The organism is Saccharopolyspora tripterygii (genome assembly GCF_054778355.1).
Genome location: NZ_BAAGZP010000005.1, coordinates 1 through 12,780 on the forward strand (window position 1 = coordinate 1; position 12,780 = coordinate 12,780).

The following is a 12,780-nucleotide window of genomic DNA, read 5'->3' on the forward strand; positions in this document are numbered from 1 at the left end:
TTCACCTGTCTACGGACAACCCACCGGGACAACCTCCCCGGACATCACATTTAGTCCAAACTGAGCCGACATTTCGGGCACGAAGGCCCCTCGGTTTGGACTAAAACTGGGAGATGCCCGGGCGGCGATCAGACTCGGGCGGGCTCTCGGGTGAAGTAGCGGTTCGCGGTGGGTTGGAACATGAGCCAGGTCGCGGCTACCACTCCGATGATGTGGACCAGCCTGACCAGGAGGAACGGCCATGCGAACGGGCCGTCGCCGCCGAGGGCGCCCATCAGGGTGCTTCCGCCGGCGATTTCGAGTGCGGCGGGTACGACCATCGAGGCCAGGCCGAGGACGCTGAGCATCACCGTCAGCGCGGTTCGGGCCCAGCGCCTGCCGCGCGCGAAGTGGAAGATCAGCACGCCCGCGATCGCGAACACCGGCAACCGGATCGCGAGCTGCGACGCCACGTCGGAACCGAGCGCGTTCTCGCTCGCGGCCCGCAGCACCGCCAGGCCCGACTCGACCACGCCGCAGGCCACGGCGATCGTCCAGGCCGTGGTGGCGCGTCGGACCGAATCTGGTGCGTTCATGCCGATCAGTCAACGCCGTGCGCGTGCTCGGCGCCTCCGGCGCATCCCCGGCATCGCCCCTGACGCCGGTCGTGGTCTCAGGGGTTCATCACCGCGCGGCGAACGGTCTCGCGGAGCAGTTCGCGGCGGCGCTCGTGGACCTCGTCGGGTTCGTCGGCGGAGGCGGCGTAGACGTTGCTGACCGGCGACCAGGCCATCGACATCGCGATGACCAGGGCCATCACGTCGAACGGGTCGCCGGGCACGACGTCACCCGCGGCCTGGGCGTCGGCGATCGCGCTGACCTTGTGGTCGTTGCGGTGGTCGGCGTCGGCGAGCAGGTGCCCCTGGGGCCGGCGTTCCATCCGGGACCAGGTGGCCAGCCGGATGAGGTCGGGGCGCAGCAGGTAGTCGTCGTAGAGGCGCACCGCCCAGTCGGCGAGGTCGGGGCCGATCGGCACGGCGTTGACGATCCGGTCGAGGGACGCCGTGAAGATCGCGTCGAACAGGCCTTCCTTGTTGCCGAAGTAGCCGTAGAGCTGGGCCTTGTTGGTTCGCGCGGCGGCGACGATCCGCTCGATGCGCGCGCCCGCGATCCCGTGCTCGGCGAACTCCTGGGTGGCGACCTCGACGATGCGGTCGCGGGTGGCGGCTCCGCGCGAGGTCAGGGGCTTGTCGACCATCGGGTCAGGGTAGCAAACAGAACAGTTGGTTTGCTTTCTGCCGGAGGCCGGTCTAGTTTGAAATAGACAGAACAGTCTGTTTGAAGGAGTGCCGATGCGCACCACCACCGGATGGCGGGCCGACGGCCCGGCGCAGGAGCTGCACCGCGCGTCCCTGCAGCGGCGCGAGCTGCGGGCCGACGATCTCGCCGTGCGGGTCGACCACTGCGGCGTCTGCCACACCGATCTGCACAGCATCAACTCCGCCGCCGGCCCGGTCGTGCCGGGTCACGAGTTCACCGGGACGGTCACCGGCATCGGGCCGGAGGTGACCGGCTTCGCCGTCGGCGACCCCGTCGCGGTCGGCAACATCGTGGACTCCTGCGGCGAGTGCGCGATGTGCCTCGCGGGGCAGGAGAACTTCTGCCACGAGTTCCCGACGCTGACCTACGGTGGCACCGACCGCCACGACGCGACGCCCACGCTGGGCGCCTACTCCCGCGAGTACGTCGTCCGGGAGTCCTTCGCCTACGCGCTCCCTCGCGGGCTCGACCCCGCCGCAGCCGCTCCGCTGATGTGCGCCGGGGTGACCGTGTGGGAACCGTTGCGCGCCCTCGGCGTGGGCAGCGGCAGCCGCGTGGCGGTGGCCGGGCTCGGTGGGTTGGGGCACCTCGCGGTCAAGTTCGCGGTCGCGCTCGGTGCCGAGACCACGGTGATCAGCCGGAGTCCGGGCAAGCTCGACGACGCGGGGCGGCTCGGTGCGCGGGACCTGCTCGTCTCCGCTGACGACGCTGCGATGGCCCGCTCGCGCGACCGGTTCGACGTCATCGTCGACACCATCTCCGCGGCGCACGACCCCGGCCCCTACCTGCGGCTGGTGGCCCTGGACGGAACGCTCGTCCAGGTCGGGCACCTCGGATCGGTCTCGCTCAACGCCGTGGACCTGCTCATCGGGCGGAAGAAGTTCGCCTCAGCCGGGAGCGGGGGACGACCCGCGACTCGCGCGATGCTCGACTTCTGCGCCGAGCACGACATCACCGCAGACGTCGAGGTGCTGCCGTCGTCGCAGGTCAACGAGGCCTTGGAACGCCTGGGGCGCAACGACGTCCGCTACCGCTTCGTGCTCGACATGTCCGATCTGGACTGAGGGTCCTCGCAAGGGGCCACGTTGAGCAGGCTGATGCGGCACAAGCGGCGGACGTAGCGGCTCGCGCGGCCGTCGCCGGGCAGCACGAGGGTCGGCCTCCGCAAGAGCTCGTCGTTGTACCGCGTGGCCAGAAGTGCCCGGTTGGCACCGAATTCCGGATCGACCTCGGCGAGCGAGAGCACCACCTGGAAGCCGTCCTCGGACGTCGCCACCACGACGACGTTGAGCCGGCCCATCTTGTGCCGCCGGTCCCAGTGCGGCTCCAGCTCGGAGAGCACCTCGTGCAGCGGGACGCCGCGCACCCGGTGCACCTCGCGGATGCGCCTGGTCACGTAGTCCACGTCCTGCGCCGCGCTCGCGCGGGCGTCCAGCTCGCGCGTGTCGAGAAGCCGGTCCTGGACGAGGTCGCCGGTGATGAGCACCTGATCGGGTTCGAGGTGCTTCCGCTGAGTCGGGACGACCGCGTCCACCGCACTGCGCAACGGCTCCATGACCGAGCACGGTAGAGCGCGCCACGCCCGGTCACATCCACCGATCAGGGGCGGGTTTCCGCCGCATTCGATCACTCACAGGAACGATTCGATCTCATCTGCGGGTTCACGGAGTGCATGTATCCGCAACTGCGGAATCGGATTTCCCGCTTCCGATGAAGAGGTGAGTTGTCGGCTGCGGACTTCGCGCTCACTCTGGGGAGGTGGACAGCGAGAGCTACGCCCGTTTCCTGCCGGACTCCTACCGGCGGCGTGCCTCCGAAGTGGAGCCGACGCCGACGTGGTGGAACTGGCGGGGTGGTCGCGTGCACATCGCGCGCGCCGCGGCTCCGGAGGCCTCCGCGCGGGTGATGGTGATCCACGGCGCCGCCGGCCACTCGGCCGCGCTGTGGCCGGTGTGCTCGCCCGTCGCGGGCATGGCCGACCTGCTGGTTCCCGATCTGCCGCCCTACGGTGGCACTTCCGTGCCGGATCCGAGCGGGATCCGGTACTCGGACTGGGTCGAGCTGCTGTGCGAGCTGGTGATCGCCGAGCGGCGTCGCGACGACCGGCCGCTGGTGCTGTTCGGCGCGAGCATGGGCGGGATGCTGGCCTACGAGGTCGCCGCCCGGACCGGCCAGGCGTCGGCGGTGGTCGCGACCTGCCTGCTCGACCCGGCCGATCCCGAGGCTCGCCGCAGAGCCGCCCGCACGCCGTTCGGCTGGATCCCGCCCGCCGGTCTGGCCCTGCTGGAGCGGCTCGCCGGTGATGTCCGGGTCCCGATGCGCTGGCTCGCCGACGAGCGCAAGATCAGCGGCAACGCGGAGCTCTCGGCGATGTGCGCGGCCGACCCGCGCGGCGGTGGAGCCCGCACCCCGATCGGCCTGTTGACCAGCTTCGTCCGCTACCGGCACACCTCGCCGGAGACATTCGCCGACACCCCGGTGATCCTCGCCCACCCCGCGGCCGACGACTGGATCCCGCCGGAGCTCAGCCTCCACTTCCTGGAACGCATCGAGGCGCCGACCACCGTGGTCATGCTGGAGAAGTGCGGGCACTACCCGATCGAGGAACCGGGCCTGACCCAGCTCGCCGAAACCCTCTACAGCCTCGTCGGCAACACCCTCGAAGAAACCGCCGAGGGCTGAACGAGAACGGCCCGGGAACCGTCCACGTGGGACGGTTCCCGGGCCGCTTCGGGGCTGTTCCTACTTGAGCTCGGCGCTCGACTTGCCGAGCAGGCGGCGGGCGACGATGAGCTGCTGGATCTGCTGGGTGCCTTCGAAGATGTCGAGGATCTTCGAGTCGCGGGACCACTTCTCCAGCAAGGACTCCTCGGTGTACCCGACGGTGCCGCAGAGCTCGACGCAGCGCAGCGTGATGTCGACGACCGAGCGGCCGGCCTTGGCCTTGGCCATCGAGGCCTGCAGCGAGTTCGGCTTGCGGTTGTCGGCCATCCACGCGGCCTGCAGCGTCAGCAGGTACGCGGCCTCGTAGTCGGCTTCCAGCTGCAGGTACGCAGCGGCGGCGGCGTGCTGGGAGTTGGCGGGGCGGTCGTAGTCGACCGTCACACCGGCCTCGGCGAGGACCTTCGCGGTCTCCTCCAGCGCGGCGCGCGCCACGCCGATCGCCATCGCGGCGACCAGCGGGCGGGTGTTGTCGAAGGTCTGCATGACGCCCGCGAAACCGGACTTGGTGTCGATCTCAGGGGAGCCGAGCAGGTTCTCCTTCGGCACCCGGCAGTTGTCCAGCCGGATGACCGCGGTGTCGGAGGCCTTGATGCCCAGCTTGTGCTCCAGGCGCTCGACCTTGATGCCCGGACGGGTCTTCTCCACCACGAACGACTTGATCGCGGCACGGCCGATCGTCTTGTCGAGCGTCGCCCACACGACGACGGTGTCGGCGCGGTCCCCGGCGGTGACGAAGATCTTCTCGCCGTTGAGGACGTAGTCGTCGCCGTCGGCCACGGCGGTGGTGGTGATGTTGGCCGAGTCCGAGCCGGTGCTCGGCTCGGTGATGGCCATGGCCGCCCAGACGTCGGCGAAGCGCTTGGCCTGCTCCTCGTTGGCGACCGAGGCGATCGCGGCGTTGCCGAGGCCCTGGCGCGGCATGGCCAGCAGCATCGCCACGTCGCCCCAGCACATCTCCATGGTGCCCAGCACCAGGTTCAGGTTGGCGCCGTTGCGGTTGCCCTTGTCCTTGTCGTCGCCGCCCTTGCGCACGCCGGCCGCGCCCGCGCCGCCTTCACCGGAGGAGTTCAGCCCGTCCAGCAGCGCCGCGAGGGTGTCGAGCTCCTTGGGGTAGGAGTGCTCGGCGCGGTCGTACTTGCGCGAGATGGGGCGGAAGACCTCGGAAGCGGCTTGGTACGCCTGGTTGACCAGCGCGTTCGCCTTCTTGGGGATCTCAAGATTGATCATGGGGTAAGTCCTTCGCGTCTCGAGAGCCCTCGTCAGACGAGGACCGCGCCTTCCATCACGCCGATGGCCCGCAGGTCGCGGTACCACCGCTCCACGGGGTGTTCCTTGGTGTAGCCGTGGCCGCCGAGCAGCTGAACGCCGAGGTTGCCGATGAGCATCCCCTTGTCGGTGGCGAGCTTGCGGGCCAGCGCGGCTTCGCGGGCGAACGGCTTGCCCTGCTCGGCGCGAGCGGCGGCGCGCAGCGTGGTCAGCCGGATGCTCTCCAGCTCGATGCCGATGTCGGCGACGCTGAAGGCCACGGCCTGGCGGTGGCTGATCGGCTCGCCGAACGCGGTGCGCTCGTTGACGTAGGGGATCACGTAGTCGAGCACGGCCTTGCCGGTGCCTGCCGCGAGCGCGGACCAGCCCAGGCGGGACAGCCGGACGAGGTCGGTGAACACGTCGAGCTTGCCGCCGCCGAGCAGCGCGGTGACCGGGACGTTGACGTCCTCCAGGTGCACCTTGCCGGTTCCGGCGGAGCGCAGGCCCATGGCCGGGTCGGACTCGATGGACAAGCCGCTGCTGGAGGACTCCACGAGGAACAGCGCGGGGCTGCCGTCGAGGTTCGCCGAGATGATGAACAGCTCGGCCTGCGCAGCGCGCGGGACCAGCGACTTCACGCCGCTGAGCTGGTAGCCCTGCGGGGTGCGCTTGGCGGTGGTCGTCGGCTTGAGCGGGTCGCCGAGCGCGACGTGCTCCTGCAGCGCCAGCGCGGCGGCGGGCACGCTCTCGCCCGCGAAGGCCGGCAGGTAGGTGGCCTGCTGGTCCTCGTCGCCCCACAGGGTCAGCGCGGTCGACACGGCCGACGGCGCGAGGACCGCGACGGCCAGGCCCATGTCGCCGTGCGCGAGTGCCTCGGTGACCAGCACGTTGGTGACCGCGGAGCGCTCGGTGCCGATGCCGCCGAGGGACTCGGGGATGCCCACGACGCTCAGGCCGAGCTCGCCGGCGCGCTCTAGGAGGTCCTCGGGCGGGGTGAGCTTGGCGTCGGCGTCCACGGCGGCGGGACGCAGCTGCTCGGCGGCGAACTCGCTGACCGTCTCGGCGATGAGCGACTGCTCGTCGTCGGGCGAGAGGTCGAAGAGGTCCTTGGCCGGGGCCGGGGTCAGGCGCGCGGGCTTGTTGTGGCCCTGCACCTTCTTGAACGACCTGGTCGCGGCACCGGCGGCCCTGAAGCCGGTCCGGGTGCCCGACTGGACGAGCGTCTCGAACTGCTTCCGCAGGCCGAACTTGTCGATGATCGGCGCGCTGGCGATCTTGGTCAGTGCGGCGAGGCCGAGGCCCATGGCGTCGCGCTTCCGGGCGCCGCCTGCCTGTCCGCGATGGGCGTTTGACACGGTGCGTCTCCAATCGGCCGGCGTCGGCCGGGCATTACCTACTGACGAGTAAAATAACGTGTCCGGGGACGGTTGCGCCAGAGAGGTCGATCACGGCTTGCTTGCTTTTTCGCACGGCGAATGGTTGAGCGACCGATTTCCGGTGGCCGTTGAGGCGATTGGCTAGTATCACTGACCGATTCTGTGGCAGGGGGCACATGTCGCTCGAGCAGCTGTACCTGGCGCTGCTCGCCGGTGGGTTGGTCGTGCTGGCGGGTGTGGTGGGCACTCGCGTCGCGCACGGGGCCGGACTGCCCAGCCTGCTGCTGTTCCTCGCGCTGGGCGTGGTGATCGGGGAGGACGGCTTCGGCGTCGACTTCGACGACGCCGAACTGGCGCGCAACCTCGGCACCACGGCGCTCGCGGTGATCCTCGTCGAGGGCGGTCTCACCACGAAGTGGTCGGACGTGCGCAAGGTCGTGGCTCCGGCCGGAGTCCTGGCCACGGTCGGCATCTGCATCAGCCTCGTGGTCACCGCGACGGGGGCGCACTTCCTGCTGGGCTTCGACTGGCAGCTGGCCCTGCTGCTGGGCGCGATCGTGTCCTCGACCGACTCGGCCGCGGTGTTCTCGGTGCTGCGGGTGCTGCCGCTGCCCCGCCGGGTCGCCGGGTTGCTGGAAGCCGAGTCGGGGTTCAACGACGCGCCGACCGTGATCCTCGTCCTGCTGTTCAGCACCACACCGCTGGTGATCTCGCCGGGGCCGCTGCTGGCGAGCCTGGTCTACCAGCTGCTGATCGGCGTGCTGGTCGGGCTGGGCGTCGGGTGGCTGGGCGGCGTCGTGCTGCCGCGCCTCGCGCTGCCGGCGTCCGGTCTCTACCCGCTGGCGTCCTTCGGTCTCGGGTTCGTCGCCTTCGCCGCGTCAGGTGCGGTGCAGGCCAGCGGTTTCATCGCCGCCTACCTGTGCGGGGTGGTGCTGGCCAACAGCGGGCTGCCGCACCGCTCGGCGACGCGGTCGTTCGCCGAGGGGCTCGGTTGGCTGGCCCAGATCGGCTTGTTCGTGCTGCTCGGTCTGCTGGTCACCCCGAGCAGGCTGGCGGTGGAGGTCGTTCCCGCACTGGTCGTCGGCCTGGTGCTGCTGCTGGTCGCCCGCCCGCTGTCGGTGGTCGTCTCGCTGGTCTGGTTCCGGGTTCCGTTGCGGGAGCAGGCGTTCCTGTCCTGGGCGGGCTTGCGCGGAGCGGTGCCCATCGTGCTCGGCACCTTCCCCGTGGTGCACGGGGTTCCCGGCAGCGAGCGGTTGCTGGACGTCGTGTTCGTGCTGGTCATGGTCTACACCGTCGTGCAGGGGCCGAGCCTGCGCCCGGCCGCGAGGTGGCTGGGCATCCTGCCTCGGGAGGCGACCAGGGAGATCCAGGTCGAGGCCGCCCCGCTGGACGTCCTCGACGCGGAGCTCCTGTCGATGTCGGTGCCGCCGGGCTCGGCCATGCACGCGGTGTCCATCCGCGAACTGCGCCTGCCGGAGCCCAGCGTCGTCACCCTGGTCATCCGGGACGGTCACACCTTCGTCCCCAGCCCCGAGACCGCCATCGAGACCGGGGACGAACTGCTCATCGTCACCACGTTCTCCCAGCGCCAGCGCACCGAGCGGCGCCTCCGCGCGGTGAGCCGCAAAGGCCGCTTGGCGCACTGGTTCGGGGAGCGCGGTGATCCCGCGTGACCCGACTCAGGTCTTGCGGGCGACCTCCGCGCTGAGCGCTTCGGACTCGTGGCGGCGGCGGATCCGCCCGAACGTCCAGATCGTCACCGCGTGCGCGAAGGCCAGCACCAGCAGCAGGACGCCGATCCGGCCGACCACCGTCTTCGGCTCGCCGCCCAGGTCCAGCGGCAGGATCGCGATCAGCGCGGCCAGACCGAGCGTCGCGAGGTGGAACACCACCGTGACCAGCTGGTTCAGCGGGCCCGCGTTCTCCCCGAGCTCGCCCAGGTAGGCGGTTCCGCTGCGCCGCAGCAGGTGACCGTCCACGGCCACCAGCAGCGCGGCCACGAGCAGGAACGTCAACAACGATGCCATCGCACGACTCCTCTCCTCGCCCGTCGCCGTACCCCGAGATCGAGTGCGGGCAAACGCGAGTCCACCGAAGGCACCAATCGCCGGCCGTCCGCCCGGCTACTCCTTCGACGGCGCCTGCAGCGGTCGCAACCGCAGCCAGAGGAGGAACAGGGCGCCGACGACCAGCATCGACAACCCCGTCCACAGGTTGATGTTGATGCCCTGCGCCTTGTCGAGCTCGGCGGTGTCGGGCGCGATCCCGGCGGCGCCGATGAGCACCCCGTAGAGGACGAACAGCCCGCCGATGACGGTGCGGACGTCGAAGAGCCGGGAGGCCGTGCCGGATTCGCGCTCCAGGTCGTCGATCTCGGCTGCGTGGTGGGCGATCTCGGTTTCTTCGCGCGGGTTCTCGGCCATCGCGGGCTCCTAGAGGGTGAACGGGATGTAGCAGAGTGCGGAGAGGATCAGCGCGCCCCAGCCGAGCACGGCGGGCTTGCGGTACCAGGCGTCGTCGCCGGCGGCCACCACGCCCTTGTCCCTGGCGGAGGCCCGGGTGTAGACGAGGCCTTCGAGCTCGGCGTCCGGCTTCGGCTTGGTGGCGAGCGCGATCGGGACGCTGACCAGTAGGTCCACGGCGAACGCGATCATCGAGGCGGTCATGTTCGCGCCCTGGTCGGAACCCATCTCCACGATCCCGGCCTGGTAGGCGAAGTAGAACGCGATCGGGGCCGCGGTTCCCAGCAGCAGGCCCCAGAAACCGGCCTTGGCGGTCATCCGCTTCCAGAACAGCGCCAGGATGAACGTCGCGAACAGCGGGACGTTGAAGAACGCGAACAACGTCTGCATGTAGTTCATGATGTTGCTGAACGACGCCGCGAGGAACGCCGTGCCCATGCCGATGACCACGCCGATGGCGGTGATCGCGCGGCCCACCTGCAGGTAGTGCGCGTCGGGCATGTGCGGCTTGATGTACGCGCGCCAGATGTCGGTGGTGAACACGGTGTTGAAGCTCGACACGTTGGCCGCCATGCCCGCCATGAAGGAGGCCATCAGGCCGGTGACGGCGAGCCCGAGCACGCCGTTGGGCAGCAGGTCGCGCATGAGGATCGGGATCGCGTCGTTGTAGTCGTACCCGCCGGTCTTGCCGATTGTCGGCTCGATGACCAGCGCGATGATGCCGGGCAGCACCACGATCAGCGGGATGAAGATCTTCGGGAACGCCGCGATCAGCGGGGTGCGTCGCGCGGCCGAGAGGTTCTTGGCCGACAGCGACCGCTGCACCTCGGCGAAGTTCGTCGTCCAGTAGCCGAAGGAGATCGCGAAGCCGAGCCCGAGGGTGATGGTCAGCCAGTTGGTGCCCAGCGGGTTGGTCTCGCCGAATCCCGTTCCGGCCCAGGTGGACAGGAACATGTCGCCCTGCTGCGCGGTCACCTTCTCGATCAGCCCGCCGATGCCGCCGACCCGCACCAGGCCCAGCACCGTGAGCGGGATCAGCGCCGCGACGATCACGAAGAACTGCAGCACCTCGTTGTAGATCGCCGAGGACAGCCCGCCGATGACGATGTAGGCGAGCACGAAGATCCCGGCCAGCAGGATCGAGATCGGCAGCGGCCAGCCCAGCAGGGCCTTGAGCACGATGGCCAGCGCGTAGAGGTTCACCCCGGCGATCAGCACCGAGGCTACGGCGAAGATGACCGCGCTGAGCAGGTGCGACGAGCGGCTGAACCGCAGCAGCAGGAACTCCGGAACGCTGCGCACCTTCGAGTTGTAGTAGAAGGGCATCATCACCAGGCCGAGGAACACCATCGCCGGGATCGCGCCGATCCAGTACCAGTGCACGGTGTAGGCGCCGTACTGCGCGCCGTTGGCGGCCATGCCCAGGATCTCGGTGGCGCCCAGGTTCGCCGAGACGAACGCCAGCCCGGTCACCCAGGCCGGGAGCGCCCTGCCTGCCAGGAAGAAGTCGAGGCTGTTGCTGACGCTGCGCCTCGCGGCCAGCGCGATGCCCAGGACCACGGCGAAGTAGATGACCAGGATGAGCGTGTCCATCCAGTTCATCGACAACCTGAGGTCGTCCGCTGCCAGAACCATGGTCCCCATCTCCGTCGTCTCCGCTGACGATGTTCGACCGACCGGACATCGTTCGGGACGCTACGTGAAGGGAGATCGCGCGGTCAATCATCCATTCATACGGCAGGATGCTAGTCCGATCGGATGTGAACCATTGCGGGACCGAAACTTTCGGTCCATCCACAGTGGAACTCACATGTCCGCGGCGGCGAGGAAGTCCTCGCGGGCCTCCGAGCTCGTGTGCTGCGGCCACAGCGCGTGCAGCGGGACGAACGTCGGCGGGAGGAGTTCGAGCACGCGGACCGCGCCGCCGGGAGCCGGGCCCGCGGCGGCGGTGACGAACGCGACGTGGTTCGTGCCCAGCACGGCGGTGGTCGGGGGAGTGCCCTGGATGGGATTGCGCCGGACGTCGGGCTCGAAGCCCGCTCGGCGGCAGCTGTCGATGAGCAGGTCGGTGTAGCCGGAGTTGCCCGGCCGGCCCCACACCATGATCGTTTCGTCGGCGAGCTCGTCGAGCTCGACCGACTCCCGCTGGGCGAGCCGGTGATCGGCCGCCACCGCCACCCGCAGCCGGTGGTGCGCCAGCGTCGTCCGGGTCAAGCCGCGCTCCGGCGCCATCCCGCGGCAGAGCCCGAGGTCGAGCTCCCCGCTGATCAGCTGCTCGGTGAGCTCGGCCGGGTAGCGCTGGTTGACCTGCGTGCACAGCTCCGGCTGCACGTCGTGCGCGCGACGCAGCAGCGCGGTCACCTCGTCACCGGTGACCGCGGGGGTGTGACCGATCCGCAGCACCTCGGTCTCGCCGCGTCCGATCCGCCGGGCGCGGTGCAGCGCCGACCGGGCCGCGCCGTGCAGCAGCCGGGCGTCGGCGATCAGCGCCTCACCGGCGGGCAGCACCCGCAGCGTCGAGCCGCTGCGGTCCAGCAGCTCCACCCCCACCTCGCGCTCCAGCGCGCGGATCGAGGTGGACAGGGCTTGCTGGGACAGGTGCAGCCGACGGGCTCCCCGGGTGAACCCGCCTTCCTCCGCGACGGCGATCAGGTGTCCGAGTTTGTGCAGGTCGATCGTCATCGACACCATCTTGCCCCACGTGCGGCGGTCAGACGCGAGCCGGCGCGGGCCCCCCTCAGCGCCCGCGCCGGCTCGCTCGACTCCACGCCGCTCAGCGGGTGGTGTAGCCCCCGTTGGGGAACAACGTCTGGCCGGTGAACCACCAGCCCTCGGTGGTCAGGTGCCGGATGATCGGCACGATGTCCTCGATGTGGGTCAACTGGTTGCCCAGCGCCTGGGACTTGTGGAACTCGACGCGCTCCGGCGTCTCCTGCGGGTAGAAGAACGGTGTGTCCATCGGGCCCGGGGCGACGACGTTCACCGAGATCCCGCGGTCGGCGAACTCCTTGGCCGCGGCCCGGGTGAAGTGCTCCAGCGGGGCCTTGCCGCCCGCGTAGGTGGAGTATCCGTCGGTGAACGCGGCCAGCAGCGAGGTGCCCAGGCTGATGATCTTGCCGCCGTCGTTGAGACGCCGACCGGCCTCCTGGATGAAGAAGTACCCGGCCTTCGCGTTGATCGCGAACATCCGGTCGAACTCCTCCTCGGAGGTCTCCAGGATCGGCTTGCGCAGCACCATCCCGGTCGTGTTCACCGCGACGTCGACGCCGCCGAAGTCGTCCACGGCCGCGTCGAAGACCCGCTGCACCCCGGCGACCTGCGTCAGGTCGGCCTGCACCGAGATCGCCTGGCTGCCTGCTTCCTGCACGGCGCGCACGGTCTTCTCGGCGTCGGTCGCGGAGGCGTCGCCGTGGTAGTGCACCACGATCTTCGCCCCGTCCTCGGCGAGCGTCCGCGACAGTAGACCGCCGAGGTTCTTGGCGCCCCCGCCGATCACGACGACCTTGCCCTGCAATGCGTTCGCACTCATCGATAACCCCCTCGTCGGTTTCGCACCCCGACGTTATGGGGAGGTGCGGGAGCTGGAAAACGCGAACAACTGGTGGGTCCACAAGGAACTTGGATAAGTGCAGGTCATGGGTTTTCCGGAAGCAGGGTCAACCACTTTCGTG

13 protein-coding genes are annotated in these 12,780 nt (G+C 69.6%); 3 read left to right on the top strand and 10 right to left on the bottom strand.

Going from position 1 to position 12,780, the window contains the following annotated elements:
- Nucleotides 1-128 precede the first annotated feature (128 nt).
- On the bottom strand, nucleotides 129-575 hold the full coding sequence (locus tag ACYVF3_RS03430) for a hypothetical protein (protein WP_461152787.1): 447 nt from the start codon (nucleotides 573-575) through the stop codon (nucleotides 129-131).
- Between the two features lie 77 nt (nucleotides 576-652).
- Nucleotides 653-1,237 carry a TetR family transcriptional regulator gene (locus ACYVF3_RS03435; protein ID WP_461152788.1) on the bottom strand — a complete coding sequence of 195 codons (585 nt, stop codon included), beginning with the start codon at nucleotides 1,235-1,237 and terminating at the stop codon, nucleotides 653-655.
- Nucleotides 1,238-1,331: 94 nt separating this feature from the next.
- Between ACYVF3_RS03435 and ACYVF3_RS03440 the strand changes: the two genes are divergently transcribed.
- Nucleotides 1,332-2,363 carry an NAD(P)-dependent alcohol dehydrogenase gene (locus tag ACYVF3_RS03440; RefSeq protein WP_461152789.1) on the top strand — a complete coding sequence of 344 codons (1,032 nt, stop codon included), beginning with the start codon at nucleotides 1,332-1,334 and terminating at the stop codon, nucleotides 2,361-2,363.
- Here the strand turns inward: ACYVF3_RS03440 and ACYVF3_RS03445 are convergent.
- Complete coding sequence (locus ACYVF3_RS03445) at nucleotides 2,327-2,854, bottom strand: molybdopterin-binding protein (RefSeq protein ID WP_461152790.1); 528 nt, start codon at nucleotides 2,852-2,854, stop codon at nucleotides 2,327-2,329. The genes ACYVF3_RS03440 and ACYVF3_RS03445 overlap by 37 nt on opposite strands.
- 203 nt (nucleotides 2,855-3,057) lie before the next feature.
- Between ACYVF3_RS03445 and ACYVF3_RS03450 the strand changes: the two genes are divergently transcribed.
- A complete protein-coding gene (locus ACYVF3_RS03450) occupies nucleotides 3,058-3,981 on the top strand; it encodes an alpha/beta fold hydrolase (RefSeq protein WP_461152791.1) in 924 nt (307 codons plus the stop codon).
- A 60-nt stretch (nucleotides 3,982-4,041) separates the two neighbouring features.
- Here the strand turns inward: ACYVF3_RS03450 and ACYVF3_RS03455 are convergent, their stop codons facing one another.
- Nucleotides 4,042-5,250, bottom strand: a complete 1,209-nt coding sequence (locus ACYVF3_RS03455) for an acyl-CoA dehydrogenase family protein (RefSeq protein ID WP_461152792.1) — start codon at nucleotides 5,248-5,250, stop codon at nucleotides 4,042-4,044.
- 32 nt (nucleotides 5,251-5,282) lie between these two features.
- A complete protein-coding gene (locus tag ACYVF3_RS03460; protein WP_461152924.1) occupies nucleotides 5,283-6,575 on the bottom strand; it encodes an acyl-CoA dehydrogenase family protein in 1,293 nt (430 codons plus the stop codon).
- Nucleotides 6,576-6,823: 248 nt separating this feature from the next.
- On the opposite strand from ACYVF3_RS03460, the gene ACYVF3_RS03465 reads away from it, so the two are divergent.
- On the top strand, nucleotides 6,824-8,320 hold the full coding sequence (locus tag ACYVF3_RS03465; protein WP_461152793.1) for a potassium/proton antiporter: 1,497 nt from the start codon (nucleotides 6,824-6,826) through the stop codon (nucleotides 8,318-8,320).
- Nucleotides 8,321-8,326: 6 nt separating this feature from the next.
- Here the strand turns inward: ACYVF3_RS03465 and ACYVF3_RS03470 are convergent, their stop codons facing one another.
- The 5 genes from ACYVF3_RS03470 to ACYVF3_RS03490 form a co-directional block, all read right to left on the bottom strand.
- Nucleotides 8,327-8,674: a hypothetical protein gene (locus tag ACYVF3_RS03470; RefSeq protein ID WP_461152794.1), complete on the bottom strand. Its 348-nt coding sequence runs from the start codon at nucleotides 8,672-8,674 to the stop codon at nucleotides 8,327-8,329.
- 96 nt (nucleotides 8,675-8,770) lie between these two features.
- Nucleotides 8,771-9,070, bottom strand: coding sequence for a hypothetical protein (locus ACYVF3_RS03475; RefSeq protein WP_461152795.1), 300 nt, complete (start codon nucleotides 9,068-9,070; stop codon nucleotides 8,771-8,773).
- 9 nt (nucleotides 9,071-9,079) lie between these two features.
- Nucleotides 9,080-10,744: a sodium:solute symporter family protein gene (locus ACYVF3_RS03480; RefSeq protein WP_461152796.1), complete on the bottom strand. Its 1,665-nt coding sequence runs from the start codon at nucleotides 10,742-10,744 to the stop codon at nucleotides 9,080-9,082.
- 171 nt (nucleotides 10,745-10,915) lie between these two features.
- A complete protein-coding gene (locus ACYVF3_RS03485) occupies nucleotides 10,916-11,791 on the bottom strand; it encodes a LysR family transcriptional regulator (RefSeq protein WP_461152797.1) in 876 nt (291 codons plus the stop codon).
- Between the two features lie 91 nt (nucleotides 11,792-11,882).
- A complete protein-coding gene (locus ACYVF3_RS03490; RefSeq protein WP_461152798.1) occupies nucleotides 11,883-12,638 on the bottom strand; it encodes an SDR family oxidoreductase in 756 nt (251 codons plus the stop codon).
- Between the last annotated feature and the right edge of the window lie 142 nt (nucleotides 12,639-12,780).